12 protein-coding genes and 1 pseudogene are annotated in these 23493 nt (G+C 72.4%); 8 read left to right on the forward strand and 5 right to left on the reverse strand.

Annotated elements, in window-relative coordinates; all coding sequences use genetic code 11:
- Positions 1-12: 12 nt before the first annotated feature.
- The 5 genes and pseudogenes from ACZ6EM_RS32450 to ACZ6EM_RS32470 form a co-directional block, all read left to right on the forward strand.
- Positions 13-135 (forward strand): annotated as a pseudogene (locus tag ACZ6EM_RS32450) (IS5/IS1182 family transposase); the annotation flags it as partial.
- 325 nt (positions 136-460) lie between these two features.
- Positions 461-946, forward strand: a complete 486-nt coding sequence (locus ACZ6EM_RS32455) for a transposase (RefSeq protein ID WP_465773950.1) — start codon at positions 461-463, stop codon at positions 944-946.
- A gap of 84 nt (positions 947-1030) precedes the next feature.
- The gene (locus tag ACZ6EM_RS32460; protein WP_465773924.1) at positions 1031-1543 is read left to right on the forward strand and encodes a hypothetical protein; all 513 of its coding nucleotides are present in this window, start codon (positions 1031-1033) and stop codon (positions 1541-1543) included.
- A 134-nt stretch (positions 1544-1677) separates the two neighbouring features.
- On the forward strand, positions 1678-2496 hold the full coding sequence (locus ACZ6EM_RS32465) for a barstar family protein (protein WP_465773925.1): 819 nt from the start codon (positions 1678-1680) through the stop codon (positions 2494-2496).
- A 504-nt stretch (positions 2497-3000) separates the two neighbouring features.
- Complete coding sequence (locus ACZ6EM_RS32470; protein WP_465773926.1) at positions 3001-3393, forward strand: hypothetical protein; 393 nt, start codon at positions 3001-3003, stop codon at positions 3391-3393.
- Between the two features lie 30 nt (positions 3394-3423).
- Here ACZ6EM_RS32470 and ACZ6EM_RS32475 read toward each other — a convergent pair whose 3' ends face one another.
- On the reverse strand, positions 3424-5571 hold the full coding sequence (locus tag ACZ6EM_RS32475) for a CHAT domain-containing protein (protein WP_465773927.1): 2148 nt from the start codon (positions 5569-5571) through the stop codon (positions 3424-3426).
- 67 nt (positions 5572-5638) lie between these two features.
- On the opposite strand from ACZ6EM_RS32475, the gene ACZ6EM_RS32480 reads away from it, so the two are divergent.
- The 3 genes from ACZ6EM_RS32480 to ACZ6EM_RS32490 all read left to right on the forward strand — a co-directional run bounded on the left by ACZ6EM_RS32480 (position 5639) and on the right by ACZ6EM_RS32490 (position 18148).
- The gene (locus ACZ6EM_RS32480) at positions 5639-8170 is read left to right on the forward strand and encodes a CHAT domain-containing protein (RefSeq protein WP_465773928.1); all 2532 of its coding nucleotides are present in this window, start codon (positions 5639-5641) and stop codon (positions 8168-8170) included.
- A gap of 130 nt (positions 8171-8300) precedes the next feature.
- On the forward strand, positions 8301-17615 hold the full coding sequence (locus tag ACZ6EM_RS32485; RefSeq protein ID WP_465773929.1) for a hypothetical protein: 9315 nt from the start codon (positions 8301-8303) through the stop codon (positions 17613-17615).
- On the forward strand, positions 17612-18148 hold the full coding sequence (locus tag ACZ6EM_RS32490) for an integrase (RefSeq protein ID WP_465773930.1): 537 nt from the start codon (positions 17612-17614) through the stop codon (positions 18146-18148). The genes ACZ6EM_RS32485 and ACZ6EM_RS32490 overlap by 4 nt, the downstream gene beginning before the upstream one ends.
- Before the next feature lie 155 nt (positions 18149-18303).
- Here ACZ6EM_RS32490 and ACZ6EM_RS32495 read toward each other — a convergent pair whose 3' ends face one another.
- The 4 genes from ACZ6EM_RS32495 to ACZ6EM_RS32510 all read right to left on the reverse strand — a co-directional run bounded on the left by ACZ6EM_RS32495 (position 18304) and on the right by ACZ6EM_RS32510 (position 22272).
- Positions 18304-19527, reverse strand: coding sequence for an MFS transporter (locus tag ACZ6EM_RS32495; protein ID WP_465773931.1), 1224 nt, complete (start codon positions 19525-19527; stop codon positions 18304-18306).
- Between the two features lie 85 nt (positions 19528-19612).
- Positions 19613-20215 carry a TetR/AcrR family transcriptional regulator gene (locus ACZ6EM_RS32500; protein WP_331768592.1) on the reverse strand — a complete coding sequence of 201 codons (603 nt, stop codon included), beginning with the start codon at positions 20213-20215 and terminating at the stop codon, positions 19613-19615.
- 246 nt (positions 20216-20461) lie between these two features.
- Positions 20462-21634 carry a ParB/RepB/Spo0J family partition protein gene (locus tag ACZ6EM_RS32505; protein WP_465773932.1) on the reverse strand — a complete coding sequence of 391 codons (1173 nt, stop codon included), beginning with the start codon at positions 21632-21634 and terminating at the stop codon, positions 20462-20464.
- On the reverse strand, positions 21634-22272 hold the full coding sequence (locus tag ACZ6EM_RS32510) for a ParA family protein (RefSeq protein WP_401043242.1): 639 nt from the start codon (positions 22270-22272) through the stop codon (positions 21634-21636). The genes ACZ6EM_RS32505 and ACZ6EM_RS32510 overlap by 1 nt, the downstream gene beginning before the upstream one ends.
- Positions 22273-23493: the final 1221 nt, after the last annotated feature.

The following is a 23493-nucleotide window of genomic DNA, read 5'->3' on the forward strand; positions in this document are numbered from 1 at the left end:
GCCGACCCAACCGCCTGGCTGCACCAGTTCAGGCGGCTCCGCACGCGCTACGAGCGACGCGCCGACCTCCACCAGGGCCTGCTCGAACTCGCATGCAGCATCGTCTGCCTCCGGCGACTCCGAACGGCATTCTGAAACGATCTTTAAGACCCTGATCTGGGAACGCACCCGCACCACGCAGCGGCTGCGGCACGCCCTGCTCGACTACTTCCCCGCCGCCCTGGAGGCGTTCGACGACCTCGACGCCCCCGACACCCTGGAACTACTGGCCAAGGCAGCCGATCCGGTCGCCGCCGCAAAGCTGACGACCACACAAATCAGGGCGGCCCTCAAGCGCGCCCGCCGACGCGGCATCCCCGACAAGAGCATCAAGATCCAAGCCGTACTGCGCGCCAAGCACCTGGGCCAGCCCACCGCTGTGACGGCGGCCTACGCCGTCTCTGTGCGCGCGCTCATCGCGATGCTGGTCACCTTGAACGAGCAGGTCAAGTTCCTGCACGAGCAGGTCGAGGACTTCTTCGGCCGGCATCCGAACGCCGAGATCATCCGTTCCCAGCCCGGACTCGGCGCGATGCTCAGCGCCCGGGTACTCGCAGAATTCGGCGACGACCCCCACCGCTACGCCAGCGCCAAGGCCCGCAAGAACTACGCCGGCACCAGCCCGATCACCCGCGCCTCCGGCAAGAAGAAGGTCGTGACCGCCCGGCACGTCTGCAACGACCGGCTCATCGACGCCCTGATCGCCCAAGCCTTCTCCGCGCTGCGGGTCTCCCCTGGCGCCAGGGCCTACTACGAGAAGCAACGGGCCCGCGGCATCGAGTTCAATGCCGCCCTGCGCCAGCTCGCCAACCGGCTCGTTGGCATCCTGCACGGCTGCCTCAAAACCGGCACACCATACGACGAGGCGACCGCGTGGTCCCAACGATCCCACGTGCTCGCCGCTTGACGCTCCAGCTCAGCTCAGACCGCGACCAACGCCGGCGCTGAAATCGCTCGTTGCAGGCACCAGGGATTCGGCAGGATGTCGGGCATGGATCAGGTGTTCGCAATTGCGTGGCAGTACGTCGTCGGTCTTGTCCCGCCCGAGGATCTGCCGATGGAGGCGGCTCAGTTGCTGGCCGTCGGCTTGGATTCTCCCGCGCTGTGTGACTTGGCGGGACGTAATCGACGCGACGACACCGCTGAGATCGAAGGACTGTTCCGGCAGGCCGTGGGCGAGCTCGGCACTGCCATCCCCGACGAGGAGACCGCCGAACGCTGCCTTCTCCACTACCTGGCAGGCCAGCTGGCGGCCGGCACCAAGACGCCCGGTGAGGTAGCGGGCAGGGTCTGGCAGGGCCTGACGGCCGCGCAAACCGGTCCCGAACTCGCCTTTCTTCTGGCTGTGGGCGACGAGTACTACGTTGACTTGATCTCGGACGAGCATCCTGACGCCTTCCATGCTTGGGAGACCGCGCTCCGCGCGGCAGCGGAGCGGCTCAGCCGGACGACCTCCGCCGAGGTCAGCGCCCTCAATGGAAGATCACGCTTGGCAGCAGGCTGACAACAGCCAAGGCGGCGGACCGTCCCGGACCGCCGATCCCGCCGTGCCCGCGCGCTCTCGTTGAAGCGGATGGTCGGCATCAATCGGGCAGGTTGCGGGGCGCCGATAGGATCGGCGCTCTTATGGGGAGTGCGATGCGAACAGTAGGTCAGGATAACCAGGGGCGGAAGTACGCTCTGACCTCGGACGAGGACGACGCCGACTTCTGGGGCTTTGCCCAGGGGGCTGATGGGTTGTTCACACCGCTGCCAGCGGACGAGGGAACGCGGCGAGTGCACCTCGCGGGTTGCTTCCCGCAGGGTGGTCTGCTGAAGAGCGTTGATCTTGTCGGCACTCGTCGCGCCATGGCGGGGAACGCCTGGTTCGAAATCCTCGGTGCCGACGGCGCCACTATGGGTTCCTACTTCGTCGGCGGGGTCACCGTCGTCGATGTTCAGCCCTCCGCGCACGGAGCCGGCCTCATCGACCTCACGGTGACGCTGTGGTGCGAGAACGCCCTGCCAGGGGCGGACGGCATATGGGACCTGGTCCGTGCGGGTCGCATGAATCGAACCGGCATGTGGCACGAGCTGGACCCTGAGGGCAAGCGAGCGTGGCTGTCGGTGGCGCTGTGGTCCCATCAGTACCGACGACAGGGGAAGCCCGACGTTGCCGCCGGCCAGATGTTCACGCTGAACGGTCGGCACGTCGTTGACGAGGACAGCTTCTACTGCGCGATGGGTGAAGCCATCAACGGGCCCGGCGGATACTTCGGCTGGAACCTGGACGCTCTGGACGACTGCCTGACGGGCAGGTGGGGCGCAGCCCCGCCATTCACCTTGCAGTGGGAGTCCTCGGACGAGGCCAGGGCGCGGTTGACGGAGCGTGTGCCCACCCGCGATGGCGAGGCATCGCTGTTCGACCTCATCGCGGAAATCTTTGAGAGACGGGGCATCTGCGTAGTCCTGCGGTGACGGCTGGTCGCTTGCGACCCTCGACTTGGAGAGTCACGCCCTCTCCTTCGGGCGGCGCGTGCAGGCATGGCGAGGCCGACAGTTGGCCGCTGGGTGCCACCGGGCCATGGACGGCAGACATCAGCCCGTGATGGCGCTCTTGAAAGCGGCTCTGACCGTGCTTGCGTGACCCTGCTGTCGGGTTGTGGAGCGGCCTCCGCTGGACCAGAGGACTGCGTGGCCACCGGGCTCACGCACTCGCCGGTTGACTCTTCAGCTCATGGGATGTCTGTCATGCAGTAGTGGGAAATGCTGGCGGAGCTCCATACCGCTGAGGAGCTTGTTCGCGCAGCGTTCGCTCGCGTGCCGTCTGCCCATGCATTCACCAGGTCCCGTTCTGTGTGACTGGCGATGGCGAGTCGAACGAACGAGGGCAGCAAGGCGTGCAGGGGCTGTCGGTTGAGGTAGTACCTTGTACCTCCAGCCCTGTCACGGAGGGTGATGGGGTGGTGGGGAGGAGCAACTGTGCAGGTTTCCACGCTCAGTCTCTGGGGCGCCGCGGCGTTCGGCGCGGTCATCGGCTGGATCGCCTACCGGACACTGCGGCGGAACACGAAGGCGACGACGCTCACCGACCTGGTGACGGTGATCGCGGCCCTGGGCGGCGGGGTGGTGATCAACACGAAGTTCGCGGAGCCGGACCTCTTCGCCTCCTACGGCATCGGGTTGTTCGCCGGGTTCTTCGGCTACTTCGTCGTCGCCCAGCTGGTGGACCGTGCGGAGGAGCGGAGCCGGAGGGAGCCCCTGCCCGTGCAGGAAACGGCCGCGCCGAGCGGTACCGGGATCCCGGCGCAGTCCCCGGAGCCCGTCGGCGCGCCGCGGGACAGGCCCGGCCGGTGGATGAACCGGAGGAAGTGAGGGGCCGGGTGGCCGCTCCGCGAGGGGCGGTCACCCGGCGGTGCGCAGGTGCAGGGCGGCGGAGCAGTAGGCCGTGTAGGCCAGTCCCAGGACGTTGCCCTTGCCCAGGAGTTCCATCCGCGTGCGGTGCAGGGCGGAGCCGACGTCCTGGCCGGAGAGCATGAGCTCCCAGAACCGCTCGGCGAACTCCTCGGCCAGGCCCTGATCCACAGTGATCTCCGTGCCGATGACGCCGGCGGCGTGGAGGCCGGCCAGGACGTCGACGAAGGGCAGCCAGGTCCGGGCGTCGTGGTCGACGGTGTGGCAGCCGTTCAGGAAGACCAGGGGGCCGCCGGTCCGCGCCCACTGCTCCCACTCCGGGGCCTCGCCCCAGGCGGCCAGGTCCTCGGGCAGGATGCGGTCCTCGCGGCCGATCCCCAGGACGGTGGGAGTGCTGTCCTCTCCCGAATCGGGGTCGAGCCCGTGGCCGAAGAAGTAGACGCCGGTGGGAGGGGCGCCGGTCAGTGCCAGGCGGAACGCGTCCTTGCGGTCGCAGACCCGCAGGTCGGGGAAGAGGGCGCCGAGGGCCGCCAGGTGGCGCTCCACCGTGGTGGGGTCGAAGTCGGTGCCGCGCGCCACGGTCAGGGAGGGCGGGGCTCCGGCGGGGCCCGCCTCCAGGTGGACGCGGCCGCCGCTCGGTACGGACGCGGGTTGTTCGATGATGTGCTTGAACCCCCAGAAGCCGTACGGGCAGAGCGTGTTGAGCGGGTGCCGGGTCCGGTCCGGGCAGGCGCGGGCGGTCGGGTCCAGGCGCAGTTGCTCCCAGCTGGGCCCGCACTGCTTCAGGGGCGCGTCGGCCTCCACCGGGATCTCGTACAGGAGGGCCCAGGGGAAGGCGAGGTCGTTCAGCTCGGTCCGGCAGATCTGGATCGTCGAGGGCCGGTCGAGCACCCGCTTGAGGGCTTCCCGCTCCGGTCGGCTGCGGACGACCATCTGGTAGAGCGACCAGCCGCGCCGGGCCAGCCGGGTCATGTCCCGTCGCAGCGCGTCGGAGTCCTTGCCGTTGGCGTCGTTCAGCAGGTTCATCCACACCTCGTCCCCGTTCTCCACCCGCCGTTCGGCGTGGCAGGCGAAGAGGTCGGCCCGGACCTGCTTCATCACCGCGACCACCTGGTGCTCGCTGAGCCAGAAGGCGGCGGCGGGGCTGTCCTCGCTGGTGACGTCGATGGTCATCGCGCCGTCGCGGCGGCCCACCCGGACCGCAGCGCCGCGGCGGGGCAGCGTGTCCAGGCCGGTGAAGCCCGAGGTCAGTGTGTAGTCGATGACGGCCCCGGTGGCGCCGCCGAGGCCCTCGGCGGCGGCGACGGAGGTGGTCAGGGTCGCCGACTGCAGTTGGTTGCCCCGGTACGAGACGATCAGCAGCAGCCGGGCCGGGCCGGGTTCCTCCGGCGTGACGAAGGGGATGTGCAGGTGCTGCCCCCGGTGGGTCGGTTCGCAGTCGTGCCGTCCGCCGGGCGGGCAGTGGCAGACCCAGGCTTTTCCGCGTAGCGGCAGGAAGATCCAGTACCGCTCGGCGGGGAGGTGGAGGTCCGTGCTGACGGCGGTCACCTGGAGCCAGTCGCCCCGGCCGTCGTCGTCCGTGTGGTCGAGGGGCCCTTCGGGGAACGCCGGGGAGGAGGACGGGAGGAGGTTGTCGCCGGTCGGTCTTCCGATGCCCAGGCGGAGTTCGTAGGTGCGTCCGGAGGCGAGGAAGAGGTCGGCGGGGACGCTCCGGCGGGAGTGCGGCCAAACGACTGCGAGGTTGAGGAAGCGCGCCGCGGTGTCCTCGTCGGTGTCCTCCCCGAAGTCGTCGTCGAACTCCTCGGCCGCGACCAGCTGTTCGGGCGGCAGCTCCGGTGCCCCCTGGGTGGGGATGCCCCGCGCCCAGGCCAGGTCTCGTTCGCGCTCCCGTTCCCGTTCCCGCGCCAGGAAATCGTCCCAGCAGTCGGCGGCGGAGCTGTGCTCCTCGTAGATCAGGTGGAACGCGGCGTCGAACCGTTCCCCGGTGAGGTCCGGGTTCTCCAGCAAGCCGCGCCAGGCGTCGCGGACTTCGTCGTCCAGCTCGGAGAGCCACAGCTCGGTGGTGCGGAGGACCCGCAGCAGGCGCTCCGTCTCGGACCGGTACGCCCGGGTGTACTCCGCCGGTTCCTCCACCGCCACGCCCGTTCCTCTCTCGGCTCCGCCAGGTACTGGCATTCTGGGACAGACGAGTGAGTGGGGGCGAACCGTGCAGCTGAACCCGGACATCACCATCCGCCTGGAGTTCCAGGGGGATTCGGTCACGGCGGTCGTGTGGCAGGGCGGTGTGGCGCTGCACGACGCCCCACCGGCCCGGCGGGTGACGGGCAACCTGTTCGTCCCCCCGGCGCGGCCGGTGTCCCGGCGGGCGGCGGAGGGCATGGCGGGGATCCTGCTGCCCCCGCCCGTCAGGTTCCACCTCTCCCGGCGGATGGATGAGTTGACGCCCGGTCACCTGCGGCTGCGGATCCTGACGCCCGGGGACGGCCCGCGAGACCTGGCGGCCCTGCGCTGGGAGGCGGTGCGGGTGCCCGGCGCGACGGCGCTCCGCGAGGAGTGGCGGGCCTGGGCGGAGGAGCCGTCGGTCATGCCGGCGGACCGCGGCCGCGAGCTCGGGGAGCACCCCCGGATCCTGCTCGTGCGCAGCGTCGGCTCCGAGGTCCGGCAGGCCGTCCGCACCCCGGTCACCATCGGGCGGGTGGTGATCGCCGACGCGACCGCGGTGCACGGCGAGATCGCCATCCCCGGCGCGGACGCGCCCGTCCGGCTCGCCCCGCCCCCGCCGGAGGCGTCGGCGGACGCCGACCGGCGGCTGGTGGAGCAGGTGGCCGCCGAGTCCCGGCTGTCGGCCCGTACCGCGGACATCCCGGCGACACCGCGGGCGCTGCGCCGCGCGCTCGACGGCGGCGCCGAGGTCTTCTACTACGGCGGGCACCAGCTGAAGGGCGGCCTCGCTCTGGCTGCGGACGGTACGGACGGTTCCAAGGGCGGCACCTGGTTCCCCGCGGACCGCCTCGGCGAACTGCTGGCGGAGGCCAGTGTCGGTCTCGCGGTGCTGATGGCCTGCCACTCCGGCGGGGCAGCCGACGAGCGGGGGAACAGCCCCTCGGTCGCGCGGCAACTCGTCCGGGCGGGAGTGACGCAGGCGGTGGCGGTGATGGGGGAGGTGACCCACCGTCAAGCGGCGGGATTCGCCCAGGCCTTCTTTGCAGCGCTCGTCCGGGGCGAGCCGTCCGACCTGGCGCTGCGCGAGGCTCGCAAGGCCATCGAGGACGCGCCCGCGCTGCCCGTGCTGTTCGTCCGGGAGGGCGTCGGCGACCTCGCGGTGGGGCTGTCCCCCGAACTGCGCGACGAACGCCGGGCGCCGGTGGCCCACCGCCTGCCGGTCGACGGCGACGGGGAGCCGGACGAGCGGTACCGGGTGCACCTGGACGCCTGGTGGTGCCTGACCGGCCGGACCGTAGTCGACGTCCTGGCCGATCCGACCGGCGACGACCTGACCGGACTGATGGCCGACGCCGAACGACTGCTCGCCGTCGCCCGCCACCGCGACCGCGACGAGGCCCCCAGGCGCTGGTACCTGTGCGACGCGTCCGGGGGGCGGCTGCCCCGGAACGCGGTCGAGCTGCGCAACAGCGTTATTCCGGCCTACCGGCCGGCACCGCCCGGGGAGCACCGCGGGACGGGACTCGTCCTGAAGATGGACACTTCCCCCCTCCCCGCGGGGATCCGCCGGAACGTCGAGCGGCTCTTCCGGTTCGACCCCGACCTGCGGGCCCTCGTCCTCCAAGTGAGCGGGCCGCGGCCGGACCAGGTGGGCAGCAGTGCGCAGGAGCTGGCCCGGTTGCTCGGCCACCAGGAGTACCTGCTGCGCCTTCCCGCCCCGACCACCACCGTGCCCGCGCGGCCCCAGCGGCGGCCGGGCGCGGCGGGCGGGACGGGCAGCCAGGGCGCCCGGGGCCTCCTCGACCGGCTGGCCCTGGCCCGCGGGACGGACGGGGCGGTGTCCGTGCCCGAGGTCGACGTCCGGGAGGTCGTCGACGACCTCAACACGGACGGGACGTGGGGGACGTTCGACGAGGAGCGGGAGGTCCTCGACGAGGTGCGGCACTACTGGCCCGGGTTGTACCGCCCGCTGCTGGAGGCCCACGCTCGCGACCGCGCCCTGCCCCGGCGGAGCGCGTCGCTGTGCCTGGCGGCTGCCTGCGACGAGGACCTGGACCGGTGGATCGGGGCGGCCGGGACGGACCTGCCCCTCCCCGGCGACGTCCGCCGCCGGGACCTGACCCGCCCGTTGGCGGAGGCGGTCGCCCTGGCGCTGTTGCGGGCCGGCCACACCGACACCGACGCCCTGGACGCCTGGGCGGAGGCCGCCCCGGTGGCGGCCGCCGCCGTCCGGGTGGCGGACCGGGGAGCCGAGGGGCTCCTCCCGCAGGACCTCGACCGGGCGAAGGAGGCCGTCGCCCTCGACAGAGCCGGGCTGCTCAACCGGGTCGACTTCGCGGAGCTCGACCCGACCGGCAGCCGGCCGGGCAGCTGGGCGCTGCTGACCCGCCGCCCGCTGACCGCGGAGTCCGCCCGCTGGGTCTACAGCCTGGGCGAAGAACAGCGCCGGGTGCTCGGACTCGAACCGGTCGGCGGGGCGGGGAAGCGGCCCGCCGACGCGGAGCTGGAAGTCGGCCTCGCCCCGTACCGGGACGCCCTCCGGCCGCCGCTATCCTTTGCCGAGGACGACTGGTGACGGTTTATCAGTACGGTTTCGATTCGGCCGGAAACCGTCTCCCCGCGGCCCGGAACCCGTAGGGTGGGTCACCCGTTTCTCGTCCCGCCGATGCCACTTCTCGGCCGGTGACCGCACGTAAGGGACCTGGATGCTCGAACACTGGTACTTCTGTGCCTCGTTGGGGCTGCCGCCGCAGACGGCCGCGCTCCATCTGGACGTCCTGACCGCGCTCCAGGAACCGGCGGGGACGCCCCGGGCCGGAGAGATCGTCGGTGCGGCACTGGAGGGCCTGGGCCGGACCGGCACCGCCACCGCGCTCCACGCGCTGCCCCTGGTCCTGCCGGCGCACCACCGGTTCGCCGGCACCGGCGAGGTGATCGCGCGGGCGGCGGACGTCTACCGGGACATCGCGGCGGTGGCCCCCGAGCACCTGCGGACCCGCCTGGGGGCCGCGCTCCGGTCGGCCGCCGGCCCCGTCCGCCCCGCGCTGGCGGCCCTGCGCGAACTGCTGGACGGCCTGGACGACGGCACGGCCGAGACGGATGCCGCCGACGTCCCGTACCAGGACCTGGTGGAGCAACTCGCCCCGACCGCGGCCCTGGTGGCGGCCCGCTTCCTGGTCCGGCGCGACGCGCGCGCGGTGGGCGAGGTCCTCGACGAGCACCAGTCCCTGACCGAGGAGGCGCTGGCCGGCCGGTACGGGCGTATGGCCCTGCTGCAGGCCGCCGAGGCCGTCGCGGCGCTCCGGCCCGAACACGCCGACCGGGTCCGGGCCGCCCTCGCGACGGCCTCCCGGGGCGCCTTCGACCTGGAACCGGACCTGCTGGCCGCCGCGGCCCGCATCACCTACCCGGTGCCCGCGGACCCCGGCCCCGGCCCGGACCCGCTGGACGCGGTCGAGGCCGAGGCGTTCGCAGGAGAACGCCTGACCGGCTGGCTCCGGTCCTGGACCGCCGACGGGCTGATCCCGAAGGCGGTCGACTGCGAGGCCCGGGAGGCCGCCTACCGGCGCCTCGGAGGGACGGGAGCCGCGTCGAAGTCGGCGATGTCGGCGGTGCTGTGGCAGACGGCGCTGTGGTCCGCCGCTGCGGAGGGCGCCCCGGAGCGGGTCGCCCGGCGGCTCGCCCGCTGGTGGCGCCCGCCCGCCCCCCAGGGACCGGTCGGCGGGCCGGGCCGCAACGGGGCCCCGGCCCGGCTCCCGCTCACCCTGCCCTACGACTCCTACGAAATCGTCCAGCAGTACACCCACCGACTGCTCTCACTGCGCCACCCCGCAGGCCAGATCCCCACGCCGCTGCCCACCGCCGGCCCGGCCGTGGACACCGACCCGGACACGGCCGCATGGCTGTGGTCGCCCTGGCTTGTCCAGGACCAGCGCAAGACCGTGGGCACCACCGGCGCGGCAGCGGTGGTCCGGCTCCAGGACGGCCAACCCGAGCAGCTGGTGCGCCTGTTGGGGGCGGGCCTGCTGGCCGTCCGGCTGCTGACCTGCCACGGACCCGGCGGGGAAGCCGAACTGGACGGCGGGCCGGAGGGCGGGGACGACCACCTGCTGCTGCTACTCGTCCACCTGCGCGACATCCTGTACCGGACGTTCGACCCGCTCATGGAATCCGTGCACGGCTCCGTCCACCAGGCCCAGCTGCAGGTCGGCCACCTGTGCGCGCTGCTCCTGCACGGAGCGGCGGCCGCCGACTGGGCTGGCAAGGGCGTGCGGGCCGCGGTCCACCCGGCCGGGATCGTCCGGGTGGTGGCGGAGCTGCCTGCCGCGCCCGCGGTACTGCCCGACTGGGCCGCCCGCAAGGTGGCCCTCCACTGGGCCCAGGAGGCGTCGGCGGGTGGCACCGAACATCACCGGACGGAGGCCGGGGCCCGGTGGTTCGGCGGGCAGCCGTCCCCCGCGGATACCCTGCTCGACCTGATCCGCGAACGGGACCAGCCCGTACCCGCCGTGACGGCCTCGGGCGCCGCCCGGCTGTACCGCGACCTCCACCCGCACTCGCGGCACGACGTGCTCCGCTGGGACTGGACGCCCGGGGGGCCGCGCCGCCCTGACGGAAGGCCGCTGCGGTCGCTGCTGCCGGGCGCGCTGGTGCTCAGCGGCCCCACCGACCCGGACCGGGACTCCTTCTCGGTCGAGGAGTGGCAGGAGATGTCGAAGGAGGTGAGCGACTTCCTCGCCGCGACCGACAAGCACAGCATCACCCCGGTCACGGTCCGCACGCTGCGGCTCGCCGCACTGGTCGGCCGCCCCGAACTCGGCGACGCCAACCTCCACGAGGAGTGGGTCTCCTCCTGGAGCGGCCTGGTCTCCTCCCTCGGCACGCCGGCCCATCTGCCGCGCTACGTGCGGGCCCGGATGTTCGAGATGTTCCGCGCGCCGACCGAGGGGACGGGCTCGCAGGAACGGCTGCTGAACGTCCTGGAGCACGTGGTGGACGCGATCGTCGGCCTCAGCGGCGGCGCGCAGTTCTACTACGACCGGCTCTTCGAGGAGCTGACCCACGGCGGGCTGCCCCCGGAGACAGCCAACCGGCTGCGATTGCGGGCCCTGCGGGTGCTCTACCACAAGTGGGGCGGTCGGCCGCCCGTGGCGGCACACGGCAACCCGTGGTCGGACCACTTGGGCCGGATCTCCGGCCGCGGCACCGAGGCGGCGCTGGTCGGGTTCCTGCGGGCGACGGCGGCGCGGGAACTCGGCGGCCGGGGAACCACGCTGGCCGAGGCGATGGCCTCGTTGTGGGACAGCACCCAGCGGCCCGCCCAGTACCCGGCGGCTCGCCGGGCCGCCGACCTGCCCGGCGAGGACCGGCGGTTCCTCGCTGCGACCGTCCGGGACCGCCGCACCGGCGAGATCGTCGAGTACCGGCGCGACGAGAACGCCTCGGTCGGGGCCGTGCGGGACCGCCGTCGACAGGTGTTCGACCTTTTCCGGGGCGGTGCCCGCCCCGAGCCGGACACCTGCGTGCTCGGCGTGGTGGTTCGCCCGGCCCTGCGCGACACGTCCACCCTGCTGGTCAACTGCGGGCTCGATACCCTCCAGCGCTGCCGGCCCGAACCGCAGGACGACCGGCGCTGGGAGATCGGCGACACCGTGGCCGTGCGGCTCGCGCCCCCCGGTGGGCAGCCGCTGCCCACCGTCGTCCCGCTGGTGCCGCTGCCTCAGCGGGACGGCGAGGTGCGCGCGGCGGAACTCACCCGCACCGACCAGCACCCGGGCCTCGGGCTCCGGGTGGAGGGCTGCCCGGGCGAGCTGTACCCCGGCGGGACGGGGGAGGCGGACACCGCCGCCCGCCGCCGCTGGGACCCGGACCTCTCCCGGGCCTTCGCCCCGGACGGCACCCCGATCCGGTCGTCCGTACTGGTCAGGTGGCACGGGGAGCTCAACCGCTGGGTGTCGCTGGACGCGGGGCTGCCCGAACTGGCCGTCGCGGTCGGCGCCGGGGAGGGCCCGGTGCCGGTGCGGCTGGTCCTGGTCGGCGACGCCACCGAGCGGACCGGGTATGGCACGGCCTGGCGCTTCGTCACCACGCCGGGGCGCTCCTACGTGCTGGGGCCCGCGGCGTGGCGGCCCGCCGACTGGCGGCGGCTGGAAGAGGAGTACCCCGACGCGCCGACCGGGCTGATCGTGCACGCCGAGTTCGCGCCGGGGGAGGCCGTCCTCCGGCTGTCCTCCCGGGAGCCTTTCGACCGGCGCAACCTGGAGTGGCTGGCGGTGTTCGACCCGCCGGCCGAGGCCCGCGACCGGCCCGAGGACGGCGACCCGTCCGAGGACGGGGCACGGTCCGCCGAGCACTACACGCAGGAGGACGCCTTCCTCCGGACGGACGCCGACGGCCGGCCGCAGTGGCAGATCGACGTGCGCGCCGTCGAGGGCTTCCCTCGGCTGGTCAGGGCCGAGTTCGCCGGCCCGACGCCCAGGCGCGATCACGCCGTGTGCAGCGTCGAAGCGTGGGACGACGGCGCCGCCCGGCGGGCCGTGGTGAAGGTCCAGGCGCTGGACGAGGAGGGCATCCTCGAACAGAAGCCCACCCCCGAGCAGTACGCCCGGTACGCGAAGGTGCCAGACCGGACGGTCGTCGACCTGGTGTGGGCCACCCGCAAGGGCGACAGCGCCGCGAACCGGGCCGCCACCGCCGATGGGCTGCAGGGCCGGGTGGCCACCGAGTCCCTGACGCTCAGCGGCGACTTCCCGGTGCTGTCCCGCACCGCCCCACGCCGCGCCCAGGTCAGCTCCGACTACCTGATCCGGCCCTTCCCGGACCAGCTGCACGCCCCCCTGGCGGCCCTGCCGCCCGGGCAGCTGGCGGAGCGGTGCCTGCCCCCGCGAGATCCGGCCGAGCTGGACCGCCCCGGACTCAGCGGCCTGGTGGTCGCCCGTTACAAGGAGGGCAACCAGGTCAGCCACGTGCGCGCCTGGTTCGACCTCGGCGGGCAGATCGCCGTGGCCAGGCTGCCGGTGGACTGCTTCGACGTCGACGCACCCGCGGTGGGCGACCACCTCCGCGGCGTGCGGACGGGCGCCGGATGGACCTTCGAGACGCACCGCCGGATGCTGCACTTCGAAGCGCTCTGGGAACGGGTGGCCGAGCCCGGAGCCGACTGGAAGGCGGTCGGCACCACCACCGGCCCGGACGGCACGCCGCTGACGGTCCGTCAGGATACCTCGGGCCGACCGCGGCTGGCCATCGAGCCGGGCACCGGAACCCTGCCCGCGAGCACCGGCCGGGCCACCGCCCGGCGCGGCGGCAGACCGCGCAACGACGGGACCTTCCCCGTCGTGGTCCAGCACGGGGGCGTCCACCGGGTCGGCCACACTGCGGGCATCGACCTCGGGAACGAGTTCCGGGCCGTCCACGTGGAACGGGAGCAGGTCGACCTGCGTGACGTGGCACGGGTGCCTGCCGACGGCACCGGCACCCGGTACGTTCGGGTCCGACGGGAGTACGATCTCTCCCCGGTCGGGCCGTCCCGGCGGCCGGCCGACCCGGTGTTTCGCCCTGCGTACGACAGGGCCGCCGCCTGGCAGCGGATCGTCGACCTGCCGGAGCCGGTGCTGACCGGGCGGATCGACGCGGACGGCCGGATGGCGCTGTCGACCTGCGAGGCCCCCGACGCCGAGGGGGTCTACCGGCCGTGGCTGGAGATCCTCGACGAACCGCGGGCCTGGGTGGGCGGCCGCAATCACCCGACCGACCTGGTCCGGGCCCGGCCGGTGCCCCACCCCGACGGCACCGGCTACGCCGCCTCCTTCCTGTCGGCCGCCCCGCTGTCCGTCACCGACTTTATGGCGGTGATCGCCCCGTACGCGGCGGCCGACGGGAGCCGCTGCGACTTCCGGGACCCGCGGCACACCCGGGGCAAGCCGTACTACGTCGGCATCGAGGAGACCGGCACCGGCCCGGCCGCCCGGTTCGAGTTCGGCTACGGCTGGTTCGTCGACATCCCGACCGGGACGCTGCTGGTGGGCGGCGAACCCCTGGATCCGGACGGCCTGGCCCTCTTCCACGGCGACCGCGTCGAGGCCATGGCCTTCCGCGCGGCCGAGGACGCCCCCGACACCGTCACCGTGCTAATCGAACTGGCCGACATCGCCACCGGCGTTGAACGGCAGATCCACTCCGAGGCGACGCACGCCAACGTCGTGCACCTGCTCGACGCCACCGTGGAAGGCGACCGCGGCCGGGTCACCGTGCACCGCGCGGTCACCCGCACCCGGGGGCTGGGCCGCGACACCGACCCGGACACCCACGCCGTCGAACAGCCGGTCAGCGCCCGGATCGACGACCGGGACGTGCCGGCGCTGCTCGCCGCGCAGGGGGAGGGCACCGGCCGCAGGCTCCTGCTGGGCCGGCTCGTCCCGGAACAGCTGGGCCGGCACCGCCGGGCGCTGCGCTTCGCCACCGTCGCCCCGCACGCCACCACCGACGGCAGCCGGGGGCTCGGCCGGGACGACCGGCTTTACCTGGAGGCGGGGGCGATCCAGGAGACCCGCAACGACTACCTGCTGCGCTTCGTCCTGCCCGAAGGGGTGCGCCAGGACGGGGAGCCGCTCTCGGCGGTGGTGCCCCGGCGGGAGTTCTCGCACCGGGAGAGCTGCCTGCGCCGGGCCGCGAAGACCGAGGGCCTCGACGCCTACCGGGGACGGGCCCGGATGCTGGTGCGGCTCGGGGACCCCGGCCAGTACCCCAACCAGTGGCACGGCTCCACCAAGTCGCCGCCGGTCCGCAGCACCGAGACCCTGCGCGGCCACCTGCGGCGCAGGCCGGGCGGCAGCTTCGGCGTGGTCGACGCGGACGGACGGCGGATCGAGCTCCGGCCCGGCGTGCTCTTCGACCTCGCCGGACTTCACGCGAGCGACGAGGTCACCGCCGGATCCGTGGTGCGGCTGCTGCTCGACGCCGACGGGAGGGTCCACGTCCGGCAGGCCATACCGGCCGACCTGACCTACCTGGACGAGCGGCCGAGGCCCGCCGTGGTCTTCCCGAAGGACAGCCTCCGGACGGCCGAGGACGTCCGGCAGGCGGATGCCCACGGCCGGTTCACGGTGGCCGGCCTGCCCGGCCTCAACGCCACCGCCCGGCGGGACACCGGGGCGGCCCTGCTGCACCGGGAGCACCCCAAGATCGCGGGCGTGGTGCGCAGGACCGCGGGCCGCAGCGCCCAACTGGTCCCGATGGAGGACCCCCGGGCCGGCGTCCTGGAGTACGACGCCGAGGACCCGGCCGACGGGGTGTCGGCCCGGCCGGTCGGCACCGCCGGCCCGGACCCCGCCGCCCGGACGGTCCCCTGGGCCCAGGTCTCCTTCCTGGACGCGTCGGCCCGGGAGATCGCCCGGGAGTGCGGGCAGGGCGGGTGGCGCTATCACGACACCCGTACCCGCACCTGGTCGCTCGGCGGGGAGCGGCCCCGGCTGCGGGACCTGCCCGCCCTCGCCCGGATCCTCGACGAGCCGGTGTTCTTCTCCCGCAAGGGCAGCGGCTGGACGCTGCGGCACGAGTCGGCGGCCCTGCGCCAGTACGGCTTCCCCGCCACCGAACTGCTGGAGGAGACCTTCCAGGACCGCCCCGGGGCCCTGCGGACGTACTGGGCCGTGGCCCGCGCCGAGGACGGCGGCGTCTGGCTGGAGATGACACCGGGCCGGATCGCCGAGATCCGCGGCGAACTCGTCCGGTTCTCCGACGGACACTCGCTGGCCGACCTCGACTGGTCGCGGTTCGCCCCCGGAGACGTGCTGTACGGGCGGATCGAGGGCGGGGTCAACGAGTGCGGCCACCTGGTCCTCACCGACTGGCGGCCCGGCCTGCGCGGCGCGCTCCGGGCCGGCTACCACAACCGGGTCCTGCTTCCGGTCGGCCACGCGGACGAGACGGCGGGCGCGCTCTACCTCGGCGCGGGCGACGCCGCCTTCCCCTACCCGGCGGAACGCGCACTGATCGAGCGCTGCCCCCCGGGCAGCACCGTGTGGCTCGACGAGGCCAACGCGCTGGCGCCCGCCGCCCCCGACTCTGTCCGGGCCGGGGACACGGTGCTCCTCACTGCGGACCCGGCGGGCGGGGCGCTGCGGGTGGCGGGGCTGCCGAACACGGCGGTCGAGCTGGCCCCCGCATCCAAGGAGCACTGGTTCATGGCCCGGTGGCTGCGGGACGACCTGGCGTCGAGCACGACCGAGGCGGGCAGCGTGCTGCTCCGCCAGCTGGGCGTGCTGCCGGTGACGGTCGAAGCCGTGACCGACGGGCCCAAACCGGTCGTCACGGTCTCCCGCCGCCGACAGCCCGGCGGGGTCTGGCCCGACGGCACCGTGCTCGCCCGGCCCGTCGCCCACCTGGGCAACGGCCGGATCGTGATGCGCAGCGGCGCGGCGCTGATCAGGACGGACATGGACGAGCTGCTGCCCGGACTCCCGCAGGAGGCCCGCGAACCGGCCGCGGCAGCACTCGCCGCGGACCGGCGCCTGCTGCGGCTGTACTGGGACCGGACCACCCGAACGCTGCGCAGCGGCCTGCCGACCGGCGACACCGCACTGGGCGAGACGACCGTGCAGGCGCTGTTCGCCGTGGACGGCCTGGACGGCGCATGCCTCGGCGTGCTCTGCAAAGAGGAGCGCACCCAGGCCCTGTGCTGGCTGCCCGCCCGGGACGCGGCGTGGGCACAGGACGTGCCGGGCGACCTGCTGGTCGAGCGGCTGCGGGCCGTCCGGAAGCTGACCGTGCTGCGCCACGAACGCCACCTGGTCAGCCTGGTCGACCACCCGCTGGCCGTCCACGAGTTCGGGAACCTGACGGTCGGGCAGCTGCTGCGGGTGTCCGTGGTCGACGAGGCGGCGGCGGACGGGGCCGGCGGCGGCACGCGGCTGGTCGCGGTGGCCCCGCTCGGCCTGCTGGCGCGGTTCTCGCCCGGCCGGACGGCGTGCGGGCCCGGGGAGGAGCTGATGACCGAGGTCGCCCGGTTCGGCCGGGTCCGCGGGCAGCGGACGGTCCACCTGGTGGAGCCCGGGGCCCGGCGGACGGTCGTCGACCTGCCGGAGTGGATGTGCGGCCCGCTCGGCAGGCTGGCCCTGCACTCGTTCACCGACACCGCGAAGCGCGTCGACGGCTTGGTCCCGCTGTGGTTCGTGAAGTACCGGAAGGCGTACCGGGCGGGGCTGGACGGCGGCGCGGCGCCAACGGGTAACTCAGTGGGGCGGAAGGTGCTCTGGTCGCTCGGCAGGCTGGAGCACGCGTTCGACCAGGAGGAGGTGTCGGAGGAGGAGCGTGAGCGGGCCAGGCGCACCGCCGCGGCCGCGGTGGCGGAGTGGATCGGCTCCGACATCGGCCGGACCCTCGTCCTGCAGACGGACGAGGGCATCGACCTCAGCCCGGCGCTGGCCGTCTGCCGGTTGGGCGGCCTCCTGCCGTCGGCGCTGGTCGGGCTGCCGGACGGCTGGGTGTCGTTCCTGCTGGCCCGGATCGGCGACCGGGCGGTCGCGTCGATGCACACCGAGGCGCTCGTCACCCAGTGGCTGACCCGACCGGACCGGCACACCAGGGACGGGGACTGGCGCAGGCTGCGCTCGCTCCGGATCGCGCAGCACATGACGGTCGGCCAGGTGACGCTCGTCGAGGAGTTCGGCCGGTCCGTCACCGAACGCCCGGAAGGACTCCCGCAGAGCGAAGCCGCAGGAGTGGCACGGTCGCTGCTCGCGGCCGTGGGCCGACTTCCCGCGGCCGAGCACCTGGCCGGGGACGCCCCACTGCTGCACCGACTGGCCCGGCTTGGGGTGAGCCTGACCCCGCCGCATGGGCAGGCAGTTCCCCGATGGCAGCCGCTTGGCGAGCAGCACCGGGTGGTCGAGTCAGTCTTCGGGCAGCTCATGCCGCAGGGCCTACCGCTCACCCTGTTGCCGGCCTCCGTCCTGCTGCCTGATGCAGGCACGCACTATGGAGAAGCGCTTCTCAGAGAGGCGAAGGCACGGACGGCATGACGGCGCCGCTATTCGGGGAGTTCCGATACCCGACTCCACCATTAGCCGTCTTCCAGGACGACTTGATCAGGACCTACCGCGGCTTCCTCGACCGTCGCCGCGCGGCGCGTCCCCAGGAGGACTACCGGGAGCCTACGCCGCAGGAGTGGCGCGACTTCCAGCAGCACTTCGAACTCCGCAAGGTCTCACTCGGCACCTGCGGGCGTCCCTACGGAACCCCCTGCAAGCACGAGCACGCCTGCATCCGCTGCCCGGTCCTCCAGATGGACCCCCGCCAGAAGCCCCGCCTCATCGAGATCATCCAGAACCTCCGCGAACGCATCCGCGAGGCCCGCGCCAACGGCTGGCTCGGCGAGGTTGAGGGACTTCAGGTCAGCTTCGACGCTGCGATGGCCAAGCTCAACAGCCTCAAGAACACTTCCACCGACGGACGCCCTCAACTGGTCGGCCTCGGCATGCCCGTCATCACCGACCCCGCACCCCCGCCAGGAACAGGAGACCCCGGACGGCACCCCGCTCCCGCCGACCGCTGACCGCGTCGAGGACGTCCGCGAGCGGCTCCGCGACCCGGCCGCCGCCCGCGACGTCCTCGACCTCGACGGCTTCCACCCTCATGCCCAGGAGGTCGCTACGAGTGCGAGGCCGAGCATTTCGTTGCTTTCACTGACAGTGCCGCAGCCGCCATCTGCTATTGCTTCCTTGCCGACTGATCAGCGGGTACAAACTCGTTCCCTTCGTCGGGCAGGGCAGACAAGGGGGCGGGGCCGGTAGCCAGGATGGTGCGGCGGGCGAGATCGGGCAGGACGGTGGCCAGGCCGACCAGCGCCAAGACAGCCCCGAGCCAGAGCGGAGCGCGCAGCCCCCAGATGTCGATCACCACGGCGCCGATGGAGGAGCCGAGGATGATGCCGAGTGTGATGAAGGAGGAGTGCACGGTGTTGACCAGGGGGCCTGCGTTGCCGGTGCGCTGGACGCGGGTCACCATGGCCGGGTTCATGGTGACGCCAACCAGGCCGATGCCCATCATGCAGATGATGGCCGGGGCGGGTACGTCGGCGAGGAGGGCGAAGCCGGTCAGGAACAGCGTGTTGAGGACGAGGCCGACGGCAAGGACCGGGACGGTGTGCCCGTCGGCGAAGCGGCCGACGACGTTGTTGCCTATGACGGTGGCGGCGCCGTAGGCGACGAGAAGCAGAGGGACGGTGCCGGTGGGAAAGCCGGTGACGTCGGTGAGGATGGGGTTGAAGTAGCTGAAGGCGGAGAAGGTGGCGCCGATGATCAGTGTGCTGCTGGACAGCACCAGCCACATCTTGGGTTTCCTGAAGACGCCGACCTCCTGGCGCAAGCCGCCGCTGCTCTCCGCGTGTTCGATGCGGGGCACACCGAACAGTGTGGTCCCGGCCGCGACCACGGTGATCAGGGTGATGGTCCAGAACGCGGCGCGCCAGCCGAAACGCTCGCCGACCAGCGTGGAGATGGGCAGGCCGAGCAGGGTGCCGAGCATGAGGCCGTTCATCACGACGGCGATCGCGCGGCCCCGGATCTCGGGGCGGGTGATCTGGGCGCACATCGAGATGCCCACGCCGAAGAACGCCTGGGAGGCGATGCCGGTGATGATCCGCGCGGCCATCATCGTGCCGTAGCCGGTCGCGGTGGCGGCCAGTACGTTGCCGGCGAGGAAGATGACGAACAGCACCATCAGTGCCGTACGCGGGGGGAACTTCATCAGGGCCACGGTCAGGAACGGGCCGCCAGCGGCCATGGCCACCGCGAAGGCGGTGATGAGGTAGCCGATCTGAGGGATGGTCGCGTCCAGTCCTTCGGCCATCTGCGGCATCAGCCCGGCGACCACGAACTCACTGGTCACCATGGCGAAGATGCCGAGTGCCAGGACGTATACGGCACGAGGCACGGGTCGATCTCCTTCGAGGTCAGTTATGTATTGAACGGTCCAAAATTTAGGCAGGCGTGGACGCGGCCCCCGGTGGCGTGCGCCGTCAGCTGGTGAGTGCGTCCATGGTGATTTCGGCGATCGACTCCAGTGCGGCCCGGTCGGCACCGCCCTGGCTGGAGATGCGCATGCCGCCGATCGCCGCGTTGACGAAGCGGGCAAGCGCTCCGGCGTCGTGGGGAGAGGCGATGCTGCCTTCCCGCTGTCCCTCCTGGAGCACCGCGCGCAGTGCCGTCAGCCGGCGCCGTGTGTCGCGGTCCAGCATTTCCGCTGCTCGCGGGTCCCGGGCGACCAGCTCGACCGTGGTGTTCACGGTCAGGCAGCCGAGGCCACGTCCGCCCGTCCGATGTCCCGTCTCCGTCTCGCCGTCGACGACCATGGCGAACAGGGTGCGCAGCCGGTCGGCGGCGCTGTGTCGGGTGTCCTCCAGGACGGCCAGCTGGGCGGTCGTCATGGAGTCGATGTAGCGGGCCAGTACGCGCTCGAAGAGGTCGTGCTTGCTCTTGAAAGTGTTGTAAACGCTGCTGCGTCCCAGTCCTGTGGCGTCGCACAAGTCCTGTGTGGAGGTGGCCTCGTAGCCCTTCTCCCAGAACGTGCGCATCGCCGCATCCAGGGCACCTTCCTCGTCGAACGTCCTCGGTCGGGCCATGGCGCGACCTTAGCCGTTTTGGACCGTCCGTTGCAATACTCTTTTGGAGGCCCACTCCTACCGCGACCTTGAAGCCTTTCCGGCGTGGTCGGTGCCAGAGGAGCGGCCATCAGCCCAAGGCTGTCCGTGACAACCAACACCGACTGCCGCGTACCACCAAACGCAACAGCTCGTAGTCCGGAAAAGAACGCGACGAGTGGTGCCCCGGCCTCGCCATGACGGCGGGGCCGGGCCACCACGGGTGGGTCAGCTGCTGGTCGTCAGCAGTCGGTTGGCCAGGGCGTCGGCGAGGCGGTAGGCCTCGTCGGCCGAGAGGGTGCGACAGATGGCGTCCGCCAGCTCCTCCACGTTGTGCCAGTCGACGTCGCCGAGTTCCGTCTGCGGGGCGGCCGACGACTGCTCGTCCACCGGGGCCACGGCCCGCTGCTCCGGCATCGGGAGCGGCTCGGAATTTTCCGCGGAAAATCGCTCGGTGCTCCGGACGGGCTCGGCGCTCGCGACCGGGTTACGGGGCGCGGGCTCCGGCCGGGGGGCGACGGGGGTTGGCGCCTTCACGGTGGCCGGTGCCGCCTCCGCGGCCGGCTGGGCCGCGGGCGTGGAGGCGGGTGCGGAGGCAGCCACCGCAGCGGGCTGCGGTGCGGGAGCCTCTGCCGGTGCCTTGGCGGCGGCCCTGGCCTCCAGCTTCGCGGCGCGCCTGGCGGCCACCGCGTCGGCGTCGGCCTGGAGCAGCTGCTCCAGCTCTGCGGTCTGCCCGGCCAGGGACATCGCCTCGATGCCCTTCACCGAACCGAGCCGGCGGGCGACGTTGATGGAGACGCCCTCCTCGCCGCGCGCCTTGGCCCGCACCTGGCGCTGCAGCTCGGGGTGGAGCTTCAGCAGGTTCTTGCGGTGCGAGATCCAGCTCTGGGACCAGCCCTCGGCCTCGGCCGCTTCCTTGGCGGTCGGGTACTGCGCCACGATGAGCAGGACTGCGTTGGCCTCCTCGATCGGGTCGAAGTCCTTGCGCGCCATGTTCTCGTCGAGCGCGGCCCGCAGCAGGGTCGCCTTGGACTCCGCCACCGAGTCGTCCACGACGACGAGCAGCTGCTCGCGCCCGTACAGCTCCGCGGCCGCCCGTCGGCGGTTGCCGTTGACGATGACGACGTCCTGCGGTCCCGCGCCCAGCGTCTGCCGGTCCTCCGGCCACAGCCTCAGGTAGGCGGCCGGGGTGACGGCGAGGCAGCTCTGCAGCTGGCGGTCCTTGATGCTCGCCAGGTCGGAGAGGTCGCCCAGCTCGTCACGGGGGTTGCGCGGGTTGGGAAGGCAGCCCGCCGTGGGGATCCACTTGGCCACTGGGGCGTCGTTGGCTGCGTCCACACCCGGGGCGTTGACGACCGGGTCGCCGGCCATCGACGCGAAGGAGACGCGACGGCCTGCCATCAGCGGCCCCCGTAACCCAGCTCGAGGGACAGGCGGAAGAAGTCCTCGCGGGCCCGGTAGGCGGTACCGCTCTCCTTGTACTGGGTGACGACCGTTCCCTCGGCCACCGCCCGCGAGTGGATCTTGTACCGGCGCAGGACGGTCTTGGCGCGCGGCCACCCCTTCGCGCTGATGTACGCCTCGGTGTCCTCGAGGTCGGCGCGGCCGTCCCGGGGGTCCCAGTTGTTGACGACGACCCGGAAGGGGATGTCCATCGGCTCGATGACCTGCTGGATGGTCCGGGCCGTCGGGTCGAAGCACAGCGGTTCGGTGATCATCGGGACCAGGACGTCGTCCGCGATCTCCAGGGCCCTGCGCAGGATCTCCTCGTCCGCCAGGGTGCCCGGCGTGTCGATGAAGATGTGCTGGTACTCGTCCTTCTCACCGAGGACGTCGAAGGTGCACGCCGCGAGGTTGACCGTGGTGGTGGTCTTGCCCACGCCGCCCTTCTGGTTGGCGATGACGTGGATCTTCGCGCCGGTGTTCTTCAGGTGGATCAGCTGCTCGGCGTGGTCGTGTGCCGCCATGAAGTCGAAGGGCAGGTTGTCTCCCACCCGCTCGGCCCAGACGACGGCGGACCCCTGGGGGTCGGTGGACACGACAAGCACGGATGGCTTCATGATGTTCCGTTCTCTCCGTGGGCTTCCCGGGCCGACTGCCCGGTACTGCGGATGCCCGCCGCTCAAAGCCATGGTCGGCGGACGGAGAACAGCATTCCAGATGATCAGCCCGGAGCCCGACACGACCCGCGTGTCATGGAGCACAAAAGGGTTGGATCGCGGTGGCCGGACTCCCGGAGAACCGCTCTGCTTTCCTGATCCGGCATCCAATCCCCAGGGCTTCCACCTGCGGTGATGCCTATTTGACGGAGGGGGGAATTCATGAGCACTGGTCATTCGCATGGGCGGGCGCGTCGTGCGCGTGCCAGCTTTCACGACGCAGGCCGACTGTCGCGGCACGGTGAGTCCCGCCCGGAGCCGGCCACCGGGTGACGGCCGGCTCCGGGCCCGAGCTGGGCAGGGTGAACCTCGGTGGTGCTCGCATGTGCTCCCGGCGCGCTGCCCGTCGACGAGCGGGCGGTCAATGGGCTCCGGATCTGTGACGGGCATTCCCGACCGGGCGGATGCGGACATTGGGCTCGGGACGGCCTTGTCGGGCTCAACTTGGACGTGCAGCCAGCCGACCGCGCCACCTCGGAGCAGAATGGGACGCGAGACGGCGATCCCGTGATCCTGCTGCTCGAAGTGCTCCCCCGTGTGGGTGACGTGGTGGAGCGATGTGCCAAGGGTCGGCCAACCGAGGAAGTAGCCCTGCTCGGTTGAGAGAACGGAGCGCCTGGACGACCCCCGCATGGACGGGGCTGCGGACTCGAACTGAATTGATTGGCGTACTCTGAGCCGAATCACAGCAGGTCAGAAAGTGTAGGCCCCGCACGCGCGGGGATGGCTCTGCGAGAGGCCCCGAATTCCGCAGGACGGGAACGTAGGCCCCGCACGCGCGGGGATGGCTCCTCAGGACGGCCGGGGCGGTGCTGCCCCGAGTCGTAGGCCCCGCAAGCGCGGGGATGCTCCTTGAGCACTGGCGGCCGGCCGGGCTCGGCTCACACTGGTATCCGCCCCGCTTGGCAGGCCGGATCTGTCCGACCTCTGACACCGTCGTCCGGGCCAGCTGAACAGCCATGAGGCAGGCGTCCCCGCCCTCAGGGCTCCGATGCGTTCCGTCACGGCAGAGCCAGCGAGGTTCAGGGGAGTCTGTGGGATGTCGCACACCTCGACCGCACCGGCTTCACCCGGCTCCTGTGCGAAGCCGCTGTGGGTGCT

The sequence above is a fragment of the Kitasatospora sp. NPDC041917 genome, assembly GCF_055589745.1.

What these genes read in the sequence shown, in the direction of transcription:
- ACZ6EM_RS32460 (WP_465773924.1), top strand. Translation starts at nt 1,031, where the DNA reads ATGGATCAGGTGTTCGCAATTGCGTGGCAGTACGTCGTCGGTCTTGTC.
- ACZ6EM_RS32455 (WP_465773950.1), top strand. Translation starts at nt 461, where the DNA reads ATGCTGGTCACCTTGAACGAGCAGGTCAAGTTCCTGCACGAGCAGGTC.
- ACZ6EM_RS32505 (WP_465773932.1), bottom strand. Translation starts at nt 21,634, where the DNA reads ATGGCAGGCCGTCGCGTCTCCTTCGCGTCGATGGCCGGCGACCCGGTC.
- ACZ6EM_RS32490 (WP_465773930.1), top strand. Translation starts at nt 17,612, where the DNA reads ATGACGGCGCCGCTATTCGGGGAGTTCCGATACCCGACTCCACCATTA.
- ACZ6EM_RS32485 (WP_465773929.1), top strand. Translation starts at nt 8,301, where the DNA reads ATGCTCGAACACTGGTACTTCTGTGCCTCGTTGGGGCTGCCGCCGCAG.
- ACZ6EM_RS32465 (WP_465773925.1), top strand. Translation starts at nt 1,678, where the DNA reads ATGCGAACAGTAGGTCAGGATAACCAGGGGCGGAAGTACGCTCTGACC.
- ACZ6EM_RS32500 (WP_331768592.1), bottom strand. Translation starts at nt 20,215, where the DNA reads ATGGCCCGACCGAGGACGTTCGACGAGGAAGGTGCCCTGGATGCGGCG.